Source organism: Citrobacter sp. CK185 (assembly GCF_030333565.1).
GTDB lineage: Bacteria > Pseudomonadota > Gammaproteobacteria > Enterobacterales > Enterobacteriaceae > Citrobacter_B > Citrobacter_B koseri.
The window spans coordinates 588,239-611,586 of record NZ_JAOWFR010000026.1 but is presented as its reverse complement, the minus strand read 5'-3'; the positions used below and the strand labels follow the sequence as shown (position 1 = coordinate 611,586).

The window sequence follows — 23,348 nt, the reverse complement described above, 5'->3', positions numbered from 1 at the left end:
AAAAGGCCCTGGTGACAACTAATCCTCGCGTTTTTCCGCCCATTTCAGCATTGCATCAAGGGCCGGGCACAGTTCTTGCCCCCACTCGGTCAGGCGATATTCCACTTTCGGCGGCACCTGAGGGTACACCGTGCGTGATACTATGCCGTCGGCTTCCAGTTGTCGCAGTTGCTGAGCCAGCATCTTCTGTGAAATACCCGGGATCAGTTTTTCAAAATCGGAATAGCGCTGTACCTTTCCATCGAACAGATGAAAAAGAATAATTAATTTCCAGCGACCTTCCAGCAGTCGCAGCACATGCTCCACGCCGCTTGCGGCAGATTCTGGAGTGTATAACTTACTCATAATTCAGTTGCTCACTTTTTCGTGCGTACTTGTCAATTTCACAGTCTATGTTGAAAATTCCTGTACTGTAAACAACGGGAGTAAAGCGCCATGTCATTAGCCCTACCGCACGCTATTTCTGACTATTTTGCGATCAGCAACGGAGCAGATATTGCCAACGTTAAGCACTGTTTTACCGCCGATGCTGTCGTGACAGACGAAGGTAAAACGCATAAGGGACACGCAGCGATCGAGGCATGGCAACGTGCCGCACAGGCCGCGTTTGACTACAGCGTTGAGCCGGTTCAGTTCCTCACCGAAGGCCACCGGGTGACAGTCACCTCAAACGTCGTCGGTAATTTTCCCGGCAGCCCGATAGTGCTTAAGCATGCTTTCGGCCTGGTCGGCGGCAAGATCAACACACTGGAGATTATCTGATGTCGTTAGATCTTGATTTTCAGGACAAACGCATACTGGTTACTGCCGGCACCAAAGGCGTCGGCAAAGCGGTCGTTGGATTATTAAAGCAACTGGGTGCCAGGGTGTTAACCACCGCGCGTCATACGCCCACAGAATGTATCGCCGACGCCTTCGTGGCGGCGGACCTGACCACGGTCAACGGGTGTGCTTCAGTAGCTGAAGCCGTTCAGAAGCATCTGGGCGGTGTCGACGCCATCATCCATGTTGCGGGCGGTTCTACCTCACCTGGAGGTGGTTTTGCAGCACTGGGCGAAACGGAGTGGCAGCAGGAACTCAACCTTAATCTGCTGCCAGCGGTACGCTTAGATCGTGCGCTGCTGCCAGGGATGCTGGCGCAGGGCAGCGGGGTTATCATTCACGTCACCTCTATCCAGCGTGAACTGCCGTTACCGGAATCGACCACCGGTTATGCGGCGGCAAAAGCTGCGCTGTCGGCGTACAGCAAGAGCCTGTCGAAAGAGGTATCCCCGAAGGGGGTCCGTGTGGTTCGTGTTGCGCCCGGCTGGATCGAAACCGAAGCTTCGGTAGCGATGGCAGAGCGACTGGCGAAGCAGGCGGGAACGGATTACGAAGGCGGTAAGCAAATCATCATGAATGCACTCGGGGGTATTCCTCTTGGTCGTCCGTCAAAGCCCATTGAGGTGGCGAAGCTCATTGCTTTCCTCGCGTCATCTCATGCTGCCACCATCACCGGCACCGAATATGTGATAGATGGCGGCACCATCCCGACGGTGTAATCATGTATCTTAATCGGCTCGAATTATGAGCCGATTAAGATCGCCAGAGGCAGAAAATGGTTAATCGTAGCGTCCGTTTTGACGCAAAACAGTCTGACGTAAGTGAACAGTCTGCTATGAGCGATGAGCGGACGTTGAGGCACCTAAAAATCGTCTCAACTTTCAACTTTTCTGACCCGTAATGTCCTGAGGAGCAAATCGTACAAACTATCCACTGCAGGAGAACCCTGGGAAGTACGGCTTCTGAACAATGAGACTTCCATGGGTTCAAGAGGCCCCAAAAGATGTTCACTGCCAAGAATTTGCAGATGAGGCGGCACGCTGCACTGGGTCAGCACCGCAACAGCCAGTCCACTTTCCACTGCGGTAATCTGCCCTGACAGGCTGGAGCTGTTATACACCACCTTATATCTCCGCCCCTGCAGTGCTAATGCGTTGATAGCACTACGTTTAGCAAGGCTTGTACTTTCATAAACCGCAATGGGTAATGGATCGCGCCGCCAGACCTCAAACTGTGGAGAACCCACCCACACCATCGGTTCATAAAACAGTAACGCGCCCTGGTTGGGATGTTCCCGGGAAACCAGTGCCAAATCGAGATCGCCGACCTCAACGCGGGGAATTAAAGACGTTGATTGCTCACAGCTCAGTTCGATCTCGACTGACCCAAAGTTAGGGGCAAATCTCTTCAGCGCAGGGGTAAGGTATTTTGCTGCATAGTCATCAGGGACCCCCAGACGAATACGCCCTGTTAACTCCTTACCGTGAAATGCGGCCTGCGTTTCAGCATGAAGGTCGAGTATCCTTCGGGCATATCCCAGCAGTTTTTGACCTTCAGACGTGAGTTGATGTTGACGAGGACCGCGAAGTAATAGCTGACACCCTAATGCAGATTCCAGCTTTTTAAGTTGCATGCTGACCGCAGATTGTGAGCGATGGACTTCAGGTGCCGCAGCCGAAAGCGATCCCGCATCCACTACCGCGACAAAACATTTAAGCCAGTCCATCTGGAGGTCTTGATAATGCACCTTTGAGCCTTGCATTCGGTAATCAAATATTAACATCAATTATTATGCGTTTTTATCGATTCCACAACACTGTCATAGTGGCCCCCTGTTTGCTTTCACTGTTATGAAGTTCATGAGGTCCCGGATGACGCATCACCAGCCCGATTTGTCTCAACTTAATCATTCGCTGATATGGGATGGTTTTCGGCAGCTTATCCCGGTTTCACTGTTTGTCGCTATTTTGGGTGCAGCCTTTGGCCTGGCCGCATCGCAGAAAGGAGTGGACCCGACGTCGGCGACAATGATGAGTTTGCTGGTTTTTGCCGGTTATGCTCAATTCGCCACCTTAGAGCTTTGGACCGATCAGGTTCCTGTATTAACCCTTATCGCCACCGTTTTTGCCATTAATGCCAGGCATCTGTTAATGGGGGCCACTTTATACCCGTGGTTGCGCGCGTTAACACCCGCTAAACGCTACGGGATCATGATGGTCGTTTCCGATGCTAACTGGGCCATGTCCATACAGGCATTCAGCAGGGGAAGCGCGGGGCTGGGATTACTCTTTGGTGGCGGTCTTGCGTTATGGCTTTTTTGGGGAGCAGGAACCCTGGCAGGACTGTATTTCGGGAGCGTTATCCAGGATCCCAAAAGCGCTGGTCTTGATATGGTCATGGGGTGTTTTCTCCTTTCTATGGTGTTCGAAGGGGAAAGAAACCTGAGGATGTGGATTATCTGGGCCGCAGCGGCCAGTGCCTCGCTGATAGCGTATAAATGGTTACCAGAAAATAGTCATGTGATCGCTGGAGCCCTCGCCGGAGGTATTACTGGAATTATCATGAGAGAGAAAAAATGAGTATTGAGACGGTAGGCACAGGACCTCTTATTATTATTTTTGTTATGGCGTTGGTCACCCTCGTTACCCGATGGGGTGGTGTCTGGATTATGTCTTTTGTGCCTTTTAATAACCGAATAAAAGCCTTTATTCAGGGGATGTCAGGCTCCGTTCTCGTGGCGATTTTAGCCCCCGTTGCCCTCACAGGCGACAAAGGCGCTCAGATGGCATTATTGACCACGGCCGTCGTGATGCTGGTTTTTAAAAGACCTTTAATTGCTATCACCCTTGGGATTGTCGTTTCAGCCCTGGTCAGATATTTTTAAACCGTTCTGAGCTAATTCTCCGATACATTTAAGCAAGTGCTATGAGTCTAACGCCACGAACGATCGTTTTAATTCCCGGGTATATGCTGAATGAAATGCTCTGGCGTGAATTTGAAACATACCTGCCAGCAAACTGTATTGTTCATCATGCTTCCGTAACCGGAGGACTAACCCTCCATGATATCGCGCAGCATATGAGTACCTGTCTGCCAGACAAATTTACGTTGATAGGTTTTTCACTGGGAGGGTACATTGCCCGGCAGTTTGCTGCAGATTTTTCGGATCGTGTGGAGTCCCTGGTACTGATTGCCAGTTCGTTACGGGAAGATACGCCATTAGAGGCGGAATCAAAGTGGCAAAGCGTGCAGTCATTGTCACCCGCAACGTTTAAGGGGCTGAGCAGCTATGCTATTGCCCGGTCACTGCACCCCCTAAACGCATCAGATCGGGATATGATTTCAACTATCCAGCAAATGGGACGTTGTCTCGGATTTGAAGCCTTCATTACGCAATCGACCTTAACCCGACAAGGTATTCCTTCAGCAACGATAGGTTGTCCCACACTGGTTATTGCCAGTGAAGATGACGCCATCCGTTCCATGCAGGAAGCAGAGGAGCTGGTCGATGCCATACCTGATGCATCGTTGAGAACCATCAAGGATTGCGGTCATATGATTCCGTTCGAACAGCCTGAGGCGTTGGCGTTAACCATTACTGAATGGATCTCAGTCAGGTAAATACTGCAGTGGGTAAGGTCCGCTATTGGCACATAGCAGCCTTCAGCTCCATTATAGGGTGCCAGGAGGCGGAGGTTCAAATCTTCTCGTGCCGACCAAAATTCCCCTTAAGAACCAGCCTGTTATGCTGGTTTTTTATGCGAGGTATTGTTGCGGTAAAACCGGGGGTATTATCCCGACGCGAATCGATGTCAGATCACCGGGCAATTATCATTACTCCTACGGTTGATGAAGTATGTCACGATGCCCAATAGTTCGACACCATCCAGCGCCAACCCTTCTAGCGCTTCTCCATCATCAGATATCAGTTCAACTCTTTACCTGGCAATCCCCCTCGAGATCAAAAAAACAATATTTCATCATGTCAATAACCACTAAAAGTTAATGGTTTATCATTCGATTTAACCTTACAATAACTGAACTTTTTCATGTCTTAAGTTTAAGCTGGAGAAAAAATGGAGCTCAGCCGGAGGCAGTTCTTTCGAATCTGCGCGGGTGGTATGGCAGGAACAACTGTTGCATCTCTCGGATTCTTATCATCTTTTTCCGTTCATGCGGAAACACGTCAGTACAAACTCTTAAAAGCAAAAGAGACTCGTAATAACTGTACTTATTGCTCAGTAGGTTGCGGCATGCTGATGTACAGTCTTGGCGATACAGCTAAAAACGTCAAAGAAAGCATCTACCACATTGAAGGTGATCCTGATCATCCGGTCAGCCGCGGTTCTTTGTGTCCGAAAGGTGCTGGCGTGTTGGATTATATTCACAGTGAAACACGCCTGCAGTATCCCGAATATCGCGCCCCTGGTTCTGATAAATGGGAACGTATCAGTTGGGATGATGCCATCAACCGTATCGCGCGGTTAATGAAGGATGATCGCGATGCTAATTTCATCGAGAAAAACGCGCAGGGTGTGACCGTCAATCGCTGGACGACCACAGGCATGCTGTGTTCTTCGGCAGCCAGCAATGAAACCGGTATCCTCGACGACAAATTTACCCGTAGCCTGGGGATGGTCGCCATCGACTGCCAGGCTCGTCTGTGCCATGGTCCAACCGTTTCTGCGCTGGCACCAACGTTTGGTCGTGGCGCAATGACCAACAACTGGGTGGATATTAAAAACGCCAACGTGGTGCTGATTATGGGCGGCAACGCGGCTGAAGCTCACCCGGTTGGTTTTAAATGGGTGGTTGAAGCACAGACCAAAAATGACGCCACCGTTGTGGTGGTCGACCCACGTTTTAACCGTAGCGCCGCTGTTGCCGATCTCTATGCACCGATCCGTGCGGGTTCGGATACCGCGTTCCTGCTGGGTGTCATTCGGTATCTGCTGAAACACAAGCGCGTACAGTACGAATACGTACTCCATTACACCAATGCTGCTCTACTGATCCGCGAAGACTATCAGTTCAATGACGGATTATTCAGCGGCTATGACCCTAAAAAACGGCAATATGATAAATCGAGTTGGTTCTATCAGCTTGATGAGCAGGAAAATGCCCTGCGTGATGAAACGCTGAGTCATCCCCGCTGTGTCTGGAATTTACTCAAAACTCATGTCGATCGTTACACCCCGGAAATGGTGAGTCGCCTGTGCGGAACATCGGTGGAGGACTTCAATCGTATTTGCGACATTCTCGCCAGCACCAGCGTACCTGACCGCACCGCGACTATTCTGTACGCGTTGGGCTGGACACACCATTCTGCCGGGGCGCAGATCATTCGTGCGGCCGGAATGCTGCAACTGCTGTTGGGCAATATTGGTATGGCTGGCGGTGGCGTAAACGCCCTGCGTGGCCACTCAAACATTCAGGGCTATACTGACCTTGGCCTGCTGTCGACCAACCTCCCCGGGTATATGCCGCTGCCTTCCGAAAAACAGCCGGACTATCAGACCTATATCTCGCAAATTACCCCACCTGCGTTGGGCGTAAATGAAGTGAACTACTGGCAGAATACGCCGAAGTTCTTTGTCAGCATGATGAAAAGCTTCTGGGGTGATCATGCAACTGCGGAAAATAGCTGGGGTTATGACTGGCTGCCTAAATGGGATCGTCTTTATGACGTGATGACTCAGGCCGAGCTGATGCTGGAAGGCAAAATAAACGGCTACATCGTTCAGGGTTTCAATCCACTGGCTGCATTTCCCGATAAAAACAAATCGTCCCGCGCACTTTCGAAGCTGAAGTATATGGTGGTTATCGATCCACTGGTTACCGAATCATCTAACTTCTGGCAGCACCACGGCGAAATGAACGAGGTTAAACCGGAAGATATCCAGACAGAAGTGTTCCGCCTGCCGTCATCCTGTTTTGCAGAAGAGAACGGTTCAATTGCTAACTCTGGACGATGGTTACAGTGGCATTGGGCAGCGGCCGAACCGCCGGGTGAGGCGTTGCATGATGGCAAAATTCTCGGCCGTCTGTTTATGCGTCTGCGTGAGCTATACCAACAGGAAGGCGGTGCGAATCCAGAACCTCTTATGAGCATCAACTGGAACTATAAAGACCCGTATGACCCACATCCGGAAGAAATTGCCCGCGAAGCCAACGGAATAGCGCTGGCAGACCTCTACGATGATAAAGGGCAATTGATCGCGAAGAAAGGTCAACAATTGAGCAGCTTTGCTCAGCTTCGTGATGATGGCTCGACCAGCAGCTTCTGTTGGGTCTACTGTGGAAGCTGGACCGAGCAAGGTAACCAAATGGCCAATCGCGATAACAGCGATCCGTATGGTCTGGGCTGTACGCCAGGTTGGGCATGGTCCTGGCCGGCAAATCGCCGAATTCTCTACAACCGCGCCTCAGCTGACCCTGCCGGCAAGCCATGGGATGTCAAACGGGCCCTTCTACACTGGGACGGTAATAAATGGACCGGAATGGATGTGGCGGACTACAGTCAGGCCGCTCCGGGCAGTAACGTTGGGCCCTTTATCATGAATCCGGAAGGTGTCGCACGTCTGTTTTCTCTCGACAAAATGAACGACGGGCCATTCCCGGAACATTACGAACCCATTGAATCACCTATTGGTACCAACCCGCTTCATCCGGATGTTGTTTCCAGTCCGGTTGCGCGCATCTACCCTGGAGATATCGCTAATATGGGCAAATCTGACATTTTCCCATACGTCGCGACCACTTACTCGATTACCGAGCTATTCCGTCACTGGACTAAACATGCTCTTCTGAACGCCATCGCCCAACCTGATCAGTTCGTCGAAATTGGCGAAGCGCTGGCGAGCAAGAAGGGGATTACGGCAGGCGACACAGTGAAGGTCATGTCCAAACGTGGTTTTATCAAAGCGAAAGCCGTTGTAACCAAACGCCTGCAAACGCTGACAATTGACGGCAGGCAGGTGGATACAATTGGGATCCCATGCCACTGGGGATTTGAAGGGGCTACACGCAAAGGGTTCCTCGCTAACACGCTGACGCCATCCGTCGGCGACGCCAACTCACAAACACCAGAATACAAAGCATTCCTGGTTAACATTGAGCGAGCGTAAGGGAGGATCTAATGGCTATGCAATCACAAGATATTATTAAACGCTCTGCAACCAACAATATTACTCCACCGCCGCATGCACGGGATTTTCGTGCCGAAGTGGCAAAACTCATTGATGTCACGACCTGTATTGGCTGCAAAGGCTGTCAGGTAGCCTGCTCCGAATGGAACGACATCCGCGATGACGTCGGATATTGCAACGGTGTATATGACAACCCTACAGATCTCAGTGCCAAATCCTGGACTGTGATGCGTTTTAGCGAAACCACCCAGAATGAGAAGCTGGAATGGTTGATCCGCAAAGATGGCTGCATGCACTGCGCGGATCCTGGCTGTCTTAAAGCATGTCCGTCTGCAGGAGCAATCATCCAGTACGCCAACGGTATCGTCGATTTCCAGTCTGAGCACTGTATCGGTTGTGGTTACTGTATTGCCGGTTGCCCGTTTAATGTCCCACGGCTGAACCCTGAAGATAATCGTGTCTATAAATGCACGCTCTGTGTGGACAGGATCAGCGTCGGCCAGGAACCAGCCTGTGTGAAAACCTGCCCGACAGGTGCCATCCAGTTTGGCACCAAGAAAGAGATGCTGAACGTAGCGGAAACCCGTGCAACACAACTAAAAAAACGCGGATACACCAACGCGGGTGTGTACAACCCGCAAGGTGTGGGCGGTACTCATGTGATGTATGTCTTGCACCATGCCGATCAGCCGGAACTTTACCATAACTTACCGAACGATCCGCATATTGCTACCCCGGTGAATCTATGGAAAGGGATCCTCAAACCGCTTTCCGCTGCTGGATTTATCGCTACCTTTGCTGGGCTGATTTACCACTATGTAGGGATTGGGCCCAACAAAGAGACAGATGATGAGGAAAACGCTCATGAGTAAAAGCAAAATGATCCTGAGAACGAAGTTCATTGATCGTGCCTGTCACTGGACAGTAGTAATCAGTTTCTTTCTGGTAGCGCTTTCTGGTATCGCTCTGTTCTTCCCTACTCTGCAATGGTTGACCGAAACCTTTGGTACACCGCAGATGGGAAGGATATTGCATCCCTTCTTTGGCGTGCTGATCTTCGTCGTACTGATGTTTATGTTCGTCCGTTTTGTCCATCACAATATCCCTGATAAACAAGATATTCCATGGATTAAAGGTATTGTCGAGGTACTGAAAGGAAATGAACATAAAGTCGCGGATGTCGGGAAATATAATGCCGGACAGAAAATGATGTTCTGGAGCATCATGAGCCTGATCTTTGTACTACTGGTGACGGGTGTCATTATCTGGCGACCTTACTTTACCCATTATTTTCCAATCGTCGTCGTTCGCTGGAGTTTATTGATTCACGCAACTGCGGCTATCGTGCTGATCCACGCTATTTTGATTCATATGTATATGGCGTTCTGGGTGAAAGGCTCCATCACCGGCATGATCGAAGGAAAAGTCAGTCGACGGTGGGCTAAGAAACATCATCCTCGCTGGTATCGTGATGTTGAAGCTGCTGAAAAAGAAGTACAAGAAAAGACCAAATAACATCCATGAATCTCAGGTTCTCGTATACGACAGAAAGGTAAAAATAAGCTCAACCCTGAACATAAAAATGTGATTAACACTGTAGCGTCAGTCATTACTCTGGCGCTATTTTTTCTCACTGGTTTTTCCCATTTTTTCTCAACGGTATGTGTCACTATCAACAGGAAGGGTAACTTCTTGAATAATAGCGGAGAGATAGGAATTTGAACCTCGGTAGAGTTGTACCTAACACGGTTTTCGATACCGAATTTATTGTCAACACGTTAACTTTCCGTGCTGGTGTATCCGCAATATTACACTTAGTATAAATCAACAAGTTACGCATTTATCCATACTTAATAAACCAAAATTTTCTGAGCTTAAACCTGTGCTTTATAGTTACAGTCGGGAGATATGTGCGGAAGATTTTCCCGATCAATCATGTCAGCTAAGAGCGAGGAGCGGATGCGCCTGGTATTAACATGAGCAGTAATACTCTTCACTTGTCATATCGCTGCGATGCGAAACCCCACAATCTAAGGCCTGCTGTGTTTTAATACTGCAGGGTTTCATCATTTAAAGGACACGTTATGCTAATCATCTTCAGTGGCTTGCCTGGCAGCGGGAAGAGCACGATCGCTCAGGCTTTGGCAAAGCAGTTAAGCGCATTTTACTTGCGAATTGACACGATTGAGCAAGCCATACTCAAAGCCGAAGAAGGTGACCGTGAAATGGGCCCTGCCGGTTATTTTGTTGCTTACTCACTCGCCAGGGAGAATCTGCTATTAGGAGCAACAGTAATCACTGACTCAGTCAACCTACTGGCGTTAATCCGTGATGCCTATCGAGAAATCGCTTTATCTGCAAGAACCGGCTTTTTAGAAATTGAGATTATATGCTCCGATAAGATAGAACATCGTAAACGAGTAGAAACCAGAGTGTCTGAAGTAGAGGGGTTAACCCTGCCTGGAAAGATGTCACCGATTTGACTTATGAACCATGGAACAGAGAACACCTCATTCTAGACTCGAGCAGATTATCCAGTGATGAATGTGTTTCGAGGATCATCGATGTTCTTTCCCATGACTCGGTCTTGAGAAATACTCCAGCGGGAACTTAGCAATGTCCGCTCCTGGCACAAACCCGACCCTCTACCCAAAAAGCCCACTTTTAGCGGGCTTTTGGTTTTCAGCATACAGGGTTAATTTGCGCGCACCCGTATGGGAGCGGTAGCGGCGAACAGCCACGGGCGGGCGTTGCTTTCTACGCGAGGGGATAATGTTTCTCTTACCTGCTGATGGTACTCATCAATCCACAGTTTTTCTGCCTCGCTAAGCAGATGCAATTCCACGAGACTTAAGTCGATCGGCACCTGCGTCAGTGTGGAGAATTTGCAGAAACCAGGGCGGCTTTCGATAATTTCGACCTGATTTTCAATGCGGATACCGTATTGTCCGGCGAGGTAATAGCCCGGCTCTATCGTAATGATGTTGCCCGCCACCAGCGGCCAGGGGTTCACTTTTTTGGCGATACGGTGTGGCTGCTCATGAATCAATAGCTGATGGCCTACGCCGTGTCCCGCACCGTGATCGTAATCCAGACCAAGATCCCAAAGCGCCCGGCGGGTAAAGGCGTCAAGCTGGTGTCCCTGAGTTCCGCTGGGGAATTGCAGGGTAATCAGCGACAAAAAGCCCTTCAACACAGCGGTGTAGTGTAACCGACGCTGCGGCTCCTGCGGCCCAAATGCGAGGGTACGGGTCGTGTCTGTCGTACCATTCTGATATTGACCGCCCGAATCGTTCAGGTACATCTCCTGGGTTGTGACTGGCGCGTTTGTTTTCTCGCTTGAATGATAGTGGCACATGGCGGCATTGCCTGCCGATGCAGAAATGGTGTTAAAGCTCTGCTCAAGAAATCCCGGTTGTTGCTGGCGATAAGCCCGCTGTTTTTCCTGGGCTTCCAGCTCCGTTATTGGATTGCCTGCGGCTTCACGCAGCGGCACTTCGTGCGCCAGCCAGGCGAGGAAATTAACCCAGGCGGCGCCGTCCTGCTCATGGCATTCGCGGTATCCTGCCAGCTCGGTTTCGTTCTTGTGCGCTTTCATCAGCGTAATCGGATCTGCTGACCAGATGACGTCACCGCCATGCTGCTCAATAGCGAAGCGCAGGGCGACCGGGGCGAAATCTTTATCAACCAGGAAACGCTTCCCGGCCGCGCGTTGCTGACAGCGTGCAAGGAACTCACCCGGCGGGGAAATGGTCAGCGTGCTGAGCAAACTTGCAGGTAACTGCTGAGTTTTCTTTTCATCAACGAACCATTCCAGTTCTCCCGAGCGGTGCAATAACGCAAACGAGAAGGGAACAGGCACCATGTTGAGGTCGCTGCCGCGCACGTTCAGCATCCAGGCGATATTATCCGGCAGGGTGATCGGCAGGTAATCCGCCTGCTGTTTTGCCAGTTCGTCGAGAATGCGCGCGCGTTTCTGCGTGCTGCGTTCACCGCTGATTTCAACGGGCATTTCCCGGATGATGCCGCAGGGGGCGGCGGGGCGGTTTTGCCATACAACGTCGAACGGATCGCTGTCTAACGCCACCAGTTCGCAGTGGGTGGCTGAGAGTGTCTCAAACTGGCTGTTGACCATCAGCAGAGGTTCGAAGGCAATACGTGCGCCGGAGGCAACCTGTTCCTGCAAATACTCCGCAAGCGGCTCGTTATGCAGGTGATGAATTTCAAAATCATTACGATCGACTTCGGCGCGGGCCTGAACCTGGTAGCGGCCATCCACAAACAGCAATGCGCGGTCGCGAAGCACTAACGCCAGTCCGGCAGAACCGCTAAAGCCCGTTAACCAGGCCAGTTTATTATCGTGTGGCGTGCAGTCCTCGCTTTGATGAGCATCGGCGCGAGGAACGATCATGCCATCCAGCCCCTGTGCAATCAGGAGATTACGCAGGGCGGAAAGGGGAGTTGGGTTGCTCATAGACACCTTCATGCCTTAACGGAACGGCGGTTCGTTGAATGTGCGCAGTTTACGTGAGTGCAGGCGATCGCCTTCTGCGCGTAACAGATCAATGGCGCGAATGCCGATTTGCAGGTGCTCCGAAATCGCACCTTCATAAAAACGGTTAGCCTGGCCGGGAAGTTTAATCTCACCGTGCAACGGTTTGTCGGAAACGCACAATAGCGTGCCGTAAGGTACACGGAAGCGATAGCCCTGGGCGGCAATTGTGGCGCTTTCCATATCAATGGCGACGGCGCGGCTCAGGTTGAAACGCAATGCGGAGGCGGAGTAGCGTAACTCCCAGTTACGATCATCGGTGGTGACGACCGTACCGGTACGCAGCCGCTGCTTAACCTCTTCGCCAGGCATACCGCTCACCATTTTTGTGGCGTCATACAGTGCGCGCTGAACTTCTGCGATGCTGGGGATGGGAATATCGGGCGGCAGTACGGCATCGAGCACATGATCGTCACGTAAGTAGGCGTGCGCCAGCACATAGTCGCCAATCGCCTGGCTTTCACGCAGGCCGCCGCAGTGACCAATCATCAGCCAGACGTCCGGGCGCAGTACCGCCAGATGATCGCAAATAGTCTTGGCGTTTGACGGCCCGACGCCAATATTCACCAGCGTAATCCCCTGGCCGTCAGCCGTAATCAGGTGCCAGGCTGGCATCTGGTGTTTTTTCCACGCCAGATCGGAGGTGGCTTCTTCAGGAGCCTCGGTTTCTGCGGTGATCCAGATCCCGCCAGCACAGGAAAGTGCGATATAGGGACTGTCCGGGTCCAGAATCTGGCTGCATCCCCAGCGCACAAATTCGTCTACATAGCGGGTGTAGTTGGTAAACAGAACAAAGGGCTGAAAATGTTCAACTGGCGTCCCCGTGTAGTGACGCAGTCGCGCCAGCGAGAAATCGACACGGCGCGCGTCGAAGTGAGAGAGCGGATAAAACTCACCGGGGTGGAACAAACCGTCTGCGGTCTCGTCGCCAATCTGCGCCAGTTCAGTGGTGGGGAAAAAGCGCGTCAATCCGGCGCTCATGGAGCGGTCAAGCGACAGCTCGGAACCGTCAATGACATAAGGATACGGAATTTCATGATGGGACGGTTCAACCGCGATATGCGCGTCATAATCCTGATACAGCAGCGTTAATTGCTCTTCAAGGTAAGGGCGAAACAGCGCAGGACGGGTGATGGTTGTGGTGTAGCAGCCAGCATGGGTAAAGCGGCCATAGGCGCGGGTCTTGGGGGGATTCGTCGCATTGCCGCTCCAGGAGACGGAAAGCGATGGGTAAACAAAAAGGCCATTATTTCGGGCTGTAATGTCTGGAAGTTCCCCGTTTTCAACATACTTGCCAATTGCGTTACGCAGAGCCTGAACCGATTGCTCGTAGAGTTCGTCCAGTTTATCCAGCGCCTGAGACGGGGTCAGGCCGGCGCCCTTATTATTCATGTCTGTCTCCTTGTTCCACAGGTGTACTGCTCTCCCGATAGTATGTCACAGGAATGTGAAACAAAAGTCAGACGTTGCGTAAGAACAGACGGAGGCCAGATGGCCCCCGTACAGGGATTAGACGTGTGGTTTATTTTTCATCAACAGCGCCGTAACGGCAGAGATCAGGCAGCCTGCCAGCAGGTAAATGGCAACGCTGTGCCAGTTCCCATCGGAGAAGGTGACCAGTGCGGCGGCGATAAAGGGAGTGAACCCGCCGCCCACGACGCTGGCGACCTGGTAACCGACTCCGGCACCGCTGTAGCGATAACCTGCACCGAACATGCCGGTAAACATCGGCTGCTGTACGCAGACCACCATATCATGAGCAATATTGGCCAGCATGATGGAGAAGAACACAATCCAGAAGATTGACTGGGCTTCAAGCGCCATAAAAAACGGGAATGCGCTGAGCGTACCGATTAAGGCACCTGTAATATAGACGCGCCGACGACCGAAGCGGTCCGCAAGCCAGGCAAAGCAGGGAATCGTCAGGCAGCTTAGTCCCCCCACCAGCAGACCGATATTTAGAAAAAGCTCACGCGGAAGGCCCAGATTTTGGGTGGAGTAGTTCAGGGCGAACGCGGTGACGATATACATCGTCAGCAGCTCGCACAGGCGCAGGCCGATGATTTTCAGAAATGCGCCAGGGTGGCGGCTCAACGCCTCCATAACCGGCAAGCGTTTTTTCGCCGGTGGTGTTTCCTGCTTCTGCTGTTCAAATTCGGCGGACTCTTCCATGCCATTGCGCACCCATAAGGCGCCAAGCACCAGAATAATGCTGAACAAGAATGGGATGCGCCAGCCCCAACTCAGAAACTGTTCATCGGTCGTCAGCGTGCTGATCAGCGAGACCAGACCGGTCGAGAGCAGCAGCCCTACGCCATAACCCACCTGAACGCCGCTGCTGTAAAACGCTTTTTTGTTCTCCGGCGCGCTTTCAACCGACAGCAATGCCGCGCCACCCCATTCGCCACCGACGGCAAAACCCTGAACAGCCCGTAATATCACCAGTAATACCGGCGCCCACCAGCCTATAGTGGCGAAAGAAGGGAGGATGCCAATCAGTGCGGTAGCGATACCCATCATCCATACGGTCAGCATCAGCATACGCTTACGGCCCAGACGATCGCCGAAGTGGCCGAAGATCACACCCCCCAGAGGGCGAAACAGAAAGCCAACGCCGAAGGTGGCAAACGCCGCGAGTGTACCCATCGCCGGGCTGATTTGCGGGAAGAATTCACGATTAAACACCAGGGCAGCGGTGATGCCATAGAGCAGAAAATCGTACCAGTCGACGACTGCGCCAGCGAAGCTTCCTAATGCGGCGCGGCGCGCGCGATTAAGCGAAGGCGTCTCATCCTGGGGACGCGTGGAGGTGAGGGTGGAATCCATAGTTATCCTGTCTGTGCTGTTTTTTTAGTTATTAGTATGGAGAAATGATGACTCATATTGCTGCCGACATATTAACGGCCTTTATGAGACTACCGCGACAGACGGAAAGAGAAAATGATTTTATCCGTCACGCGCGGGCAAGATGAAAAATAGTACGGAGCCCGGTTGAAATCGCCTTGTATCTCAGGGTTGTTAACGCTAATTGTTATGATATAACATATCTGTTTAGTGGTTCGATCATGGAAGAGGTTAAGTATTGTGCAATTCGTCGCATCCAGTGATCACCCGGCGAGTGCTCTAAGCGTCAATATTGCGTCGCTACAGCGGCCCGGAGGCGGAGAACTGCTTTGTGCAATTCGCTTTGAGGTTGAGGAAGGGAAATGCCTGGCCGTTATTGGGCCTAACGGCAGCGGTAAAACGTCTTTACTGAGGGCGATAAGTCAGGAACTCCCCCTTCAGAAGGGCGATATTCAGCTACTGGGCCGGTCTGTTTCGGCGCTGTCGCGGCAGCAGCGGGCAAAGCAGATCGCCGTTCTGGCGCAAAATGATACGCCCGATCTGAGGCTGGCTCTTGAGGATTATGTGGCGCTGGGGCGTATCCCGCACGCCCGGGATGCACCACGCGACAGGCATGATGCCATCGTGACGAAGGCCATTAAAGAGACGGGATTACTGGCGTTGCGAAAGCGGTCGCTGTCTGCGCTTTCTGGCGGAGAAAGGCAGCGGGCGGCGCTGGCGCGGGTGTTAGCTCAGATGCCGAGCCTGGTGCTGCTTGATGAGCCAACCAACCATCTGGATCCCTCCGGTCGGGTGGAACTGCTTTCGTTGGTGAAAAACAAGGGGATAACGGTGGTGGCGGTATTGCACGATCTGTCGCTGATTGAATCTTTTGCTGACCGCGTTCTTCTTCTGTCGCAGGGAAGAATGGTGCTCTGCGACACACCGGAGCGTGTGCTGGTGTCTGAAAACCTTTATCCCGTTTTTGGGTTGACCTGCTTTACCGTACCACACCCTGATACGGGGAAAGCGTTACGTATTTTTGAAGTTCCTGGCTATGCATAATAAATATCTGAGGATTGTGATGAAAAAATTGCTTGCAGGCATGGTTGCTATTTTGTCGGTATCGGCAGTAGAGGCTGCGGATTTTCCTGTCACCATAGAGAGTTGTGGAACACCCGTGACGTTCACGGAACCGCCAAAGCGAGCGATTATTAATGACCTTAATATGTCTGAAATGGCGTTCGCTCTGAATTTACAGGATCGTATCGTCGGTCTGACCGGTATCAGCGGGTGGTACAAAATGACGCCGGAATTTAAAAAAGCAATGGGGTCGATCCCTGAACTGGCACCGAAATATCCCTCTCTGGAAACATTGCTGGCGGTTAATCCAGATTTCTTTTTCGCAGGCTGGAATTATGGCATGAAAGTAGGGGGGGAAGTGACGCCTTCTTCACTCAATAAATATGGCATCAAGACTTTTGTTCTGAGCGAAAGTTGCGTCTTTACTGCCGCGCATAAGCGTAAAGCCAGTATGGATCTACTTTATAATGACGTACTGACGCTGGGGAAGATTTTTGGTAAGCAAGATGACGCTCGGGCGCTGGTTAATCGCTGGAAAAAGACGCTGGAGGCGCTGCCCAAACCACCGAAAGGAGCCCGGCCATTAAACGTGTTTGTTTATGATTCGGGAGAGGATAAACCTTTTACCAGCGGGAAATATGCGATGCCTGACGCCATTATCGAAGCGGCTGGTGGTAAAAATGCGATGGAGGCGCTGGATATCAGTTGGGGCACAACTTCCTGGGAAAGTGTGGCTGCCACTGAGCCGGACTTTATCATTCTGCTGGATTATCAAACGGGAAGTGGGGCTGATGAGCTTCGTCACTTCCTGGAAAATCACCCGTTGATGAAACTCACGCCAGCGGTGAAACACCAACGTTATCTGAAGCTGCAATATGCTGAACTGACGCCAGGCCCTGCGAATGTCAAAGCAGTAGAAAAACTGGCTCGGGCCATGTATCAGACGGCTGCACAATGAGTTTCACTTCGTACCGTTACTACTGGGCGATGTGGAGCGCGGTGGTGGTACTGGCAGGATTAATGTTACTCAGTATTGCCAAAGGCGCTGTTTCGTTATCGCTGTTGCAGGTGCTGGGGGCGATAGGGATTGCAGATGTGCCGGTATCGGATATGGTCAGCAGAATTGTGATTGATTTACGCGTGCCGAGGACGCTCCTCTCTGTACTTACAGGGGCAGGGCTGGCGATAGTGGGCGCGTTGTTGCAGACCACCACACGTAATGATCTTGCCGATCCATTTTTATTTGGGCTGTCATCGGGCGCATCGGCGGGCGCGGTACTGGTCATTACCCGATTCGGCAATCAGCTTGGCACGCTGACGCTCCCCGTATCGGCATTTGTTGGTGGGATCTGCTCCGCTATGGCGGTGATATTACTGTTCCACTTCAAAAAGCAACGTGGGGCTGAGCAGTTAATTATCAGTGGGCTTGCTATCTCCTTTCTGTTTGGCGCGTTAACCAGCTATTTCATTTTTTCTGGCGATCAACGTGCCGCCAGTTCCGTGCTGTTCTGGTCACTGGGCGGCCTGGGATTAGCCAGTTGGGGCAATCTGCCTTTCGCCTTACTGAGCTTGATATTACTGAGCGCTTTTATTCTGCTGCGATGGCGTGCGCTGGATGGCATGCTGGCCGGTGAGCAGACGGCGTTATCGCTGGGGATTAACGTCAGCCGACTGCGGATGGAAATTTTCCTGTGCTGCGCGCTGGCGACCTCTTTCTTAGTGGCACTGACGGGAGTGATCGGCTTTGTTGGGCTGATGGTGCCACATCTGTGTCGGTACTTTTCTGGCGTTAAGCATCTGCTTTTACTGCCTCTTTGTGGTGTCTGGGGGGCTGTGCTGTTGTGCGGCGGCGATATTGTCAGCCGAACGTTGCTGACCTCGCAGGAACTGCCTGTCGGCATTATTACGGCGGGTATTGGCGGTTTGTTTATTATTGTGTTGCTCGCCAGAACGTCGTCAATATGACGGCCAGAAACGGTAAGCGGCTGGAATGTATACCTGATTGTGGTTGTTCGGAGTACAGAAAAGCAAAAAGCCCGCTAAAAAGCGGGCTTCTCTAAATTTGGCTCCTCTGACTGGACTCGAACCAGTGACATACGGATTAACAGTCCGCCGTTCTACCGACTGAACTACAGAGGAATCGTGTGAACGGGGCGCATATTAACGACGCCCACGATCATTGTCAAAGGGTGAAATGCGATTGCGCGTTCGTTTGCTGACAAAATCAACAAAGCGATGATCTTTCATTCGGCCACTATTTTGCGCCATTCTGGTGCAAACGTACCTCTTATGGGGCAGATCGGAAACTGTTGTTAACGTTAAAAACGTTGTCTTGTAATCACATTCTCTTATTTGACAGCAGGTTAGCATAAAAATCAGCGTCGGCCAGAAACTGGCAAGCCTTTTGCAAAATCCTCCATAACATGACAGCCAGTATCATGACTGGTATTCCTGACAGGAGGCAAAATGAACTTCAGACGACTGAAATACTTTGTGAAAATCGTCGACATCGGTAGCCTGACGCAGGCCGCGGAAGTATTACACATTGCGCAACCCGCACTCAGCCAGCAGGTCGCTACGCTGGAAGGGGAACTGGATCAGCAATTATTGATTCGGACAAAGCGCGGCGTGACGCCGACTGAAGCAGGAAAAATCCTGTATACCCATGCGCGAACGATTTTGCGTCAGTGTGAACAGGCACAGCTGGCGGTTAATAACGTCGGGCAAACGCTGAGGGGGCAGGTGTCGATCGGTCTGGCGCCGGGAACGGCCGCTTCGTCGGTGACGATGCCGCTGCTACAGGCCGTGCGGGTGGAATTGCCAGAGGTGTTGGTCTACCTGCATGAAAACAGCGGGGTGGTGCTGAATGATAAATTACTCAGCGGCCAACTTGATATGGCGGTTCTTTACGAGCGTTCTCCGGTGGCCGGTATTACCAGCCAGCCGCTGCTGAAAGAAGATCTTTTTCTGGTGGGAACCCGGGATTGCCCTGGGCCGAGCGTGGATTTAACGGCGGTTGCGGAGATGAACCTTTTCCTTCCTCGCGACTATAGCGCCGTTCGTTCGCGCGTGGATGAAGCCTTTTCCTTACGCCGATTGACCGCAAAAGTGATTGGCGAAATAGAATCCATCGCGACATTAACAGCGGCTATCGCCAGTGGGATGGGGGTGACGGTGTTACCGGAGTCGGCAGCCCGATCGTTAAGCGGTGCGGCAAATGGCTGGATGGCGCGTATCACCACGCCGTCGATGAGTTTACCGCTGTCGCTGAATATGTCGGCGAGGGGGAGTCTGACACCGCAGGCACAGGCAGTGAAAGAGATCCTGATGTCGCTGGTGAGCCGCCCTATGCTGGAAAACCGTGAACTTCTGCTGGTGAGCTAGGCGTTATTCCATCGCGGTATAAGATGCAGGTTTTTATTATTTGTTATGCCGGGCTTCAGACTTTAACAATAGCGTCATGTCTGATGTCTTCGGAGCGAAGCGTGAATTTCCAGCAACTTAAAATCATCCGCGAGGCGGCCCGTCAGGATTACAACCTGACTGAAGTCGCCAATATGCTTTATACCTCTCAGTCGGGAGTGAGTCGGCATATTCGCGAGCTTGAAGATGAGCTCGGTATTGAAATTTTTATCCGGCGCGGCAAGCGCCTGCTCGGGATGACAGAACCGGGTAAGGCGCTGCTGGTCATTGCCGAGCGCATCCTGAATGAGGCCAGCAATGTTCGCAGACTGGCCGACCTGTTCACCAATGATACATCTGGCGTACTGACCATTGCCACGACGCACACCCAGGCGCGATATAGTTTACCGGAAGTGATCAAAGCCTTTCGCGAGATTTTCCCGGAAGTCCGACTGGAGCTTATTCAGGGCACGCCGCAGGAGATAGAGGGGCTGTTGCAAAACGGTGGCGCGGATATCGGCATTGCCAGTGAGCGTCTGAGTAATGATCCGTTGCTGGTGGCCTTTCCCTGGTTTCGCTGGCACCACAGTTTATTAGTACCTCGCGATCATCCCCTGGTGCAGACCTCGCCACTGACGCTGGAAGCGATCGCGCACTGGCCGCTAATTACTTATCGTCAGGGCATTACAGGGCGTTCCCGTATTGATGAAGCCTTCTCCCGCAAAGGGTTGTTGCCGGATATTGTTCTGAGCGCTCAGGACTCTGATGTGATCAAAACGTACGTTGCTCTGGGGCTGGGGATTGGATTAGTCGCCGAGCAATCCAGCGGCGAGCAGGAAGAGGGGGCGCTGACGCGTCTTGATACCCGACATTTATTTGATGCCAATACCGTCTGGCTGGGGCTGAAACGCGGACAGTTACAGCGCAACTACGTCTGGCGGTTTATTGAGTTGTGTAATGCGGGGCTGTCTGTCGAAGATATTAAGCGCCAGGTGATGGAGTCGGATGAGGCGGTCATTGATTATCAGATATAAAGCAAAAAGCCCGCTAAAAAGCGGGCTTCTTTAAATTTGGCTCCTCTGACTGGACTCGAACCAGTGACATACGGATTAACAGTCCGCCGTTCTACCGACTGAACTACAGAGGAATCGTGTGAACGAGGCGAATAATACTGACCGCTCTGTAACGTGTCAACAGTAAAATTCGCACGTCATTTCAATTGGTTAATTAATCTTCAAAACCACGATTTAATGGACGTGTGATGTCGGTATATTGTCCTCTTCTGGGTTATCACGCAGTCGCAGTAAGGGGTCCTGGCGATAAAACTGACAAAAACGTTGCCACAATGCCGGGAAACGCGGGGCGAACAGTTCCGGGGCGCTGAAGAAGTATTCTGACAGAACCGCAAAGCATTCAGCAGGGTCGGTTGCTGCGTAAGCATCAATGCTGGATGCGGTTTCACCCACTAGATCAATTTCATCCTGAATATTGTTCATGGCCGCGTGGAGATCGTGCTCCCAACTGGCCACTTCGCGCAGAGGAATCAACGGGATGCCGCTGGCCCGGTCGCCATTGCGCATATCAAGTTTATGCGCCACTTCATGGATAATCAGATTGAAGCCGGACGCATCGAAGGAGTCCTGGATATCAAGCCAGTTCAGAATTATTGGGCCTTGCTGCCAGCTTTGCCCGGACTGGACAACGCGCTGGTTATGCACCAGACCAATATCATCTTCCCATTCATCATCCACAACAAAAGGCACAGGGTAGATCAGCACTTCATGGAAGCCATCGAGCCATTCGATGCCCAGCTCCAGAACCGGGAGACAAAAAAGCAGCGCAATACGCGCGCTTTTCAACGCATCCAGTTCAAATCCCTGAAGAGCGACCAACCTTTTTTGCTGTAAAAAACGCTCGGCCAGCGCAATTAATCTGGCTTGCTCTTGCGCAGTCAGGTTGACCAGAAGGGGAATTGCCAGGGCGTCATCCCACGGCAAGGCCGCATTCTGGTCTGTTTCGTGTACTTTCCAGGGCCACTTAATCATCGTTTTGCTCGCAAACTCGTCACTTGAACAAAATTGCAGGAACAGGGTCTGTTAAAATGCCAAATTACCTGGCATCATGGCAACCACCAGAACGGAGAGATGCCGGAGCGGCTGAACGGACCGGTCTCGAAAACCGGAGTAGGGGCAACTCTACCGGGGGTTCAAATCCCCCTCTCTCCGCCACTATTCAAGCACTTAGTTCACTCCCTTTCAACGACCCCCGTCACACTTGGTATAGTGTTGGTATATTCACCGGGTATGCTTCTCGCCATCATCCTCCTCCGATTTTTCCAGAACAGGACAATTCAGCGTCGGGGAACACTTGCGCTTTGCGATCGGCAACAAACCTCTGGCTTTCCGTTTTATGACCGGAGAATTACGGCTTCTCTTTGCCGGGTTCGCCGCGAATTTAACCGGTTATCTTATTTGGCAATATTGGTGAAGCACTGACAGGCAGTACAGAGAGAAATTGTAGAAGTTTTAAGATAGCAATATGCCATTGAGTGGATTTTTCTATTTTTCAGGTGAGGATTAATAGGTGTAATCCTGTTAAACGGCCTCAATCAAGATATGAAAAAATGTATATTTGACTCCGAAATAGCATTCTTTGACGCCGACAGCATCAACGAGTTTTTATCAAGTTCGTTTTTGATACCTTAAATATAGCAGCTTCCGGTCAGTCGAAGTTTCTATTAACAGTCGCACAAGTAAGAATCGCATATCGCTTCTGATTTTTGTGTGAACTCACTGTTTGCTCATTGATACTTAATTCACTCTGACAAGGAAATGGCAATGAAAAAGGTTCTTCTCTCTGCTGCAATCGCGACTGCATTTTTTGGCATGGCTGCGGCAAATGCTGCTGATACTAATGTCGGCGGCGGTCAGGTTAATTTCTTCGGTAAAGTTACCGACGTATCTTGTACTGTTTCCGTAAACGGCCAGGGCAGCGATGCTAATGTTTATCTGTCTCCGGTAACGTTAACGGAAGTTAAAGCTGCGGCTGCGGATACCTATCTGAAACCAAAATCTTTCACCATCGATGTTTCTAACTGCCAGGCGGCTGATGGTACGAAACAAGATGACGTGAGCAAACTGGGTGTGAACTGGACCGGCGGCAACCTGCTGGCGGGCGCTTCCGGCAAACAACAGGGCTACCTGGCCAATACGGAAGCGGCTGGTGCGAAGGATATCCAACTGGTTCTGTCTACCGATAACGACACCGCGCTGGCCAAGAAAATCATCCCGGGAGACACCGCTCAGCCGAAAGCGACTGGCGACGCGGCTGCCGTTCAGGATGGCGCGCGTTTCACTTACTATGTTGGTTATGCCACCAGCACGCCTGACAGCGTGACAACCGGTGTGGTCAATAGCTATGCGACTTACGAAATTACCTACCAGTAATATCGGCTGAGAGATAAAACCGCCTCGCGCCGGGGCGGTATAAAACAATAATAAAGCGGCCGCTGCTGCCGC

Annotated in this window: 21 protein-coding genes and 3 tRNA genes; 16 read left to right on the top strand and 8 right to left on the bottom strand. The window is 51.6% G+C overall.

Annotated elements, in window-relative coordinates; translation table 11 throughout:
• Positions 1–18 precede the first annotated feature (18 nt).
• Positions 19–345: a winged helix-turn-helix transcriptional regulator gene (locus OGV79_RS17635; RefSeq protein WP_012131813.1), complete on the bottom strand. Its 327-nt coding sequence runs from the start codon at positions 343–345 to the stop codon at positions 19–21.
• 90 nt (positions 346–435) lie between these two features.
• Here OGV79_RS17635 and OGV79_RS17630 point away from each other — a divergent pair, with 90 nt between their 5' ends.
• Complete coding sequence (locus OGV79_RS17630; protein ID WP_047462801.1) at positions 436–762, top strand: nuclear transport factor 2 family protein; 327 nt, start codon at positions 436–438, stop codon at positions 760–762.
• The gene (locus OGV79_RS17625; protein ID WP_058669334.1) at positions 762–1,541 is read left to right on the top strand and encodes an SDR family oxidoreductase; all 780 of its coding nucleotides are present in this window, start codon (positions 762–764) and stop codon (positions 1,539–1,541) included. The genes OGV79_RS17630 and OGV79_RS17625 overlap by 1 nt, the downstream gene beginning before the upstream one ends.
• A 155-nt stretch (positions 1,542–1,696) precedes the next feature.
• Here the strand turns inward: OGV79_RS17625 and OGV79_RS17620 are convergent, their stop codons facing one another.
• Positions 1,697–2,548: a LysR family transcriptional regulator gene (locus OGV79_RS17620; protein WP_225622019.1), complete on the bottom strand. Its 852-nt coding sequence runs from the start codon at positions 2,546–2,548 to the stop codon at positions 1,697–1,699.
• 145 nt (positions 2,549–2,693) lie between these two features.
• Between OGV79_RS17620 and OGV79_RS17615 the strand changes: the two genes are divergently transcribed.
• From OGV79_RS17615 to OGV79_RS17585, 7 genes are all read left to right on the top strand, one after another.
• Positions 2,694–3,401 (top strand): AzlC family ABC transporter permease, encoded by a 708-nt coding sequence (locus OGV79_RS17615; RefSeq protein ID WP_286468750.1) that lies wholly within the window; start codon positions 2,694–2,696, stop codon positions 3,399–3,401.
• Entirely contained in the window at positions 3,398–3,706 is a 309-nt protein-coding gene (locus OGV79_RS17610; protein WP_047462811.1) for an AzlD family protein, read from the top strand. Before OGV79_RS17615 ends, OGV79_RS17610 begins: the two co-directional genes overlap by 4 nt.
• Before the next feature lie 41 nt (positions 3,707–3,747).
• On the top strand, positions 3,748–4,443 hold the full coding sequence (locus OGV79_RS17605; RefSeq protein WP_230010611.1) for an alpha/beta fold hydrolase: 696 nt from the start codon (positions 3,748–3,750) through the stop codon (positions 4,441–4,443).
• Between the two features lie 455 nt (positions 4,444–4,898).
• On the top strand, positions 4,899–7,949 hold the full coding sequence (fdnG, locus tag OGV79_RS17600; RefSeq protein WP_072025323.1) for a formate dehydrogenase-N subunit alpha: 3,051 nt from the start codon (positions 4,899–4,901) through the stop codon (positions 7,947–7,949).
• A gap of 11 nt (positions 7,950–7,960) precedes the next feature.
• A complete protein-coding gene (gene fdxH / locus OGV79_RS17595) occupies positions 7,961–8,842 on the top strand; it encodes a formate dehydrogenase subunit beta (RefSeq protein ID WP_047462820.1) in 882 nt (293 codons plus the stop codon).
• Positions 8,835–9,485: a formate dehydrogenase-N subunit gamma gene (gene fdnI, locus OGV79_RS17590; RefSeq protein WP_058669333.1), complete on the top strand. Its 651-nt coding sequence runs from the start codon at positions 8,835–8,837 to the stop codon at positions 9,483–9,485. The genes fdxH and fdnI overlap by 8 nt, the downstream gene beginning before the upstream one ends.
• Positions 9,486–10,054: 569 nt before the next feature.
• On the top strand, positions 10,055–10,453 hold the full coding sequence (locus OGV79_RS17585) for a P-loop nucleotide/nucleoside kinase family protein (RefSeq protein ID WP_306414159.1): 399 nt from the start codon (positions 10,055–10,057) through the stop codon (positions 10,451–10,453).
• A 212-nt stretch (positions 10,454–10,665) separates the two neighbouring features.
• On the opposite strand, the gene OGV79_RS17580 is transcribed toward OGV79_RS17585, so the two are convergent.
• From OGV79_RS17580 to shiA, 3 genes are all read right to left on the bottom strand, one after another.
• A complete protein-coding gene (locus OGV79_RS17580; RefSeq protein ID WP_115609158.1) occupies positions 10,666–12,444 on the bottom strand; it encodes an aminopeptidase P family protein in 1,779 nt (592 codons plus the stop codon).
• A 15-nt stretch (positions 12,445–12,459) separates the two neighbouring features.
• Positions 12,460–13,914 (bottom strand): AMP nucleosidase, encoded by a 1,455-nt coding sequence (locus OGV79_RS17575; RefSeq protein WP_012131819.1) that lies wholly within the window; start codon positions 13,912–13,914, stop codon positions 12,460–12,462.
• A 117-nt stretch (positions 13,915–14,031) separates the two neighbouring features.
• Positions 14,032–15,348: a shikimate transporter gene (gene shiA, locus OGV79_RS17570; protein WP_012131820.1), complete on the bottom strand. Its 1,317-nt coding sequence runs from the start codon at positions 15,346–15,348 to the stop codon at positions 14,032–14,034.
• A gap of 258 nt (positions 15,349–15,606) precedes the next feature.
• On the opposite strand from shiA, the gene OGV79_RS17565 reads away from it, so the two are divergent.
• From OGV79_RS17565 to OGV79_RS17555, 3 genes are read left to right on the top strand one after another with little or no spacing between them, the layout of a single operon-like run.
• Complete coding sequence (locus OGV79_RS17565; RefSeq protein ID WP_258869214.1) at positions 15,607–16,410, top strand: ABC transporter ATP-binding protein; 804 nt, start codon at positions 15,607–15,609, stop codon at positions 16,408–16,410.
• A gap of 19 nt (positions 16,411–16,429) precedes the next feature.
• Positions 16,430–17,386 (top strand): ABC transporter substrate-binding protein, encoded by a 957-nt coding sequence (locus OGV79_RS17560; protein WP_110494096.1) that lies wholly within the window; start codon positions 16,430–16,432, stop codon positions 17,384–17,386.
• A complete protein-coding gene (locus OGV79_RS17555) occupies positions 17,383–18,393 on the top strand; it encodes a FecCD family ABC transporter permease (RefSeq protein ID WP_012131823.1) in 1,011 nt (336 codons plus the stop codon). The genes OGV79_RS17560 and OGV79_RS17555 overlap by 4 nt, the downstream gene beginning before the upstream one ends.
• Before the next feature lie 98 nt (positions 18,394–18,491).
• Here the strand turns inward: OGV79_RS17555 and OGV79_RS17550 are convergent.
• A tRNA-Asn gene (locus OGV79_RS17550) sits at positions 18,492–18,567 on the bottom strand.
• 327 nt (positions 18,568–18,894) lie between these two features.
• On the opposite strand from OGV79_RS17550, the gene nac reads away from it, so the two are divergent.
• The gene (gene nac, locus OGV79_RS17545; RefSeq protein WP_286468749.1) at positions 18,895–19,812 is read left to right on the top strand and encodes a nitrogen assimilation transcriptional regulator NAC; all 918 of its coding nucleotides are present in this window, start codon (positions 18,895–18,897) and stop codon (positions 19,810–19,812) included.
• 101 nt (positions 19,813–19,913) lie between these two features.
• Positions 19,914–20,864 carry an HTH-type transcriptional regulator Cbl gene (cbl, locus tag OGV79_RS17540; RefSeq protein ID WP_024130225.1) on the top strand — a complete coding sequence of 317 codons (951 nt, stop codon included), beginning with the start codon at positions 19,914–19,916 and terminating at the stop codon, positions 20,862–20,864.
• A 37-nt stretch (positions 20,865–20,901) separates the two neighbouring features.
• Here the strand turns inward: cbl and OGV79_RS17535 are convergent.
• Together OGV79_RS17535 and mtfA are read right to left on the bottom strand one after the other, a co-directional pair.
• Positions 20,902–20,977, bottom strand: a tRNA-Asn gene (locus OGV79_RS17535).
• 100 nt (positions 20,978–21,077) lie between these two features.
• Positions 21,078–21,875 (bottom strand): DgsA anti-repressor MtfA, encoded by a 798-nt coding sequence (mtfA, locus tag OGV79_RS17530; RefSeq protein WP_012131863.1) that lies wholly within the window; start codon positions 21,873–21,875, stop codon positions 21,078–21,080.
• 93 nt (positions 21,876–21,968) lie between these two features.
• Between mtfA and OGV79_RS17525 the strand changes: the two genes are divergently transcribed.
• Both OGV79_RS17525 and OGV79_RS17520 read left to right on the top strand, forming a co-directional pair.
• Positions 21,969–22,058, top strand: a tRNA-Ser gene (locus OGV79_RS17525).
• 609 nt (positions 22,059–22,667) lie between these two features.
• Positions 22,668–23,276 carry a fimbrial protein gene (locus tag OGV79_RS17520; RefSeq protein WP_275147084.1) on the top strand — a complete coding sequence of 203 codons (609 nt, stop codon included), beginning with the start codon at positions 22,668–22,670 and terminating at the stop codon, positions 23,274–23,276.
• The last annotated feature ends 72 nt before the right edge of the window (positions 23,277–23,348 follow it).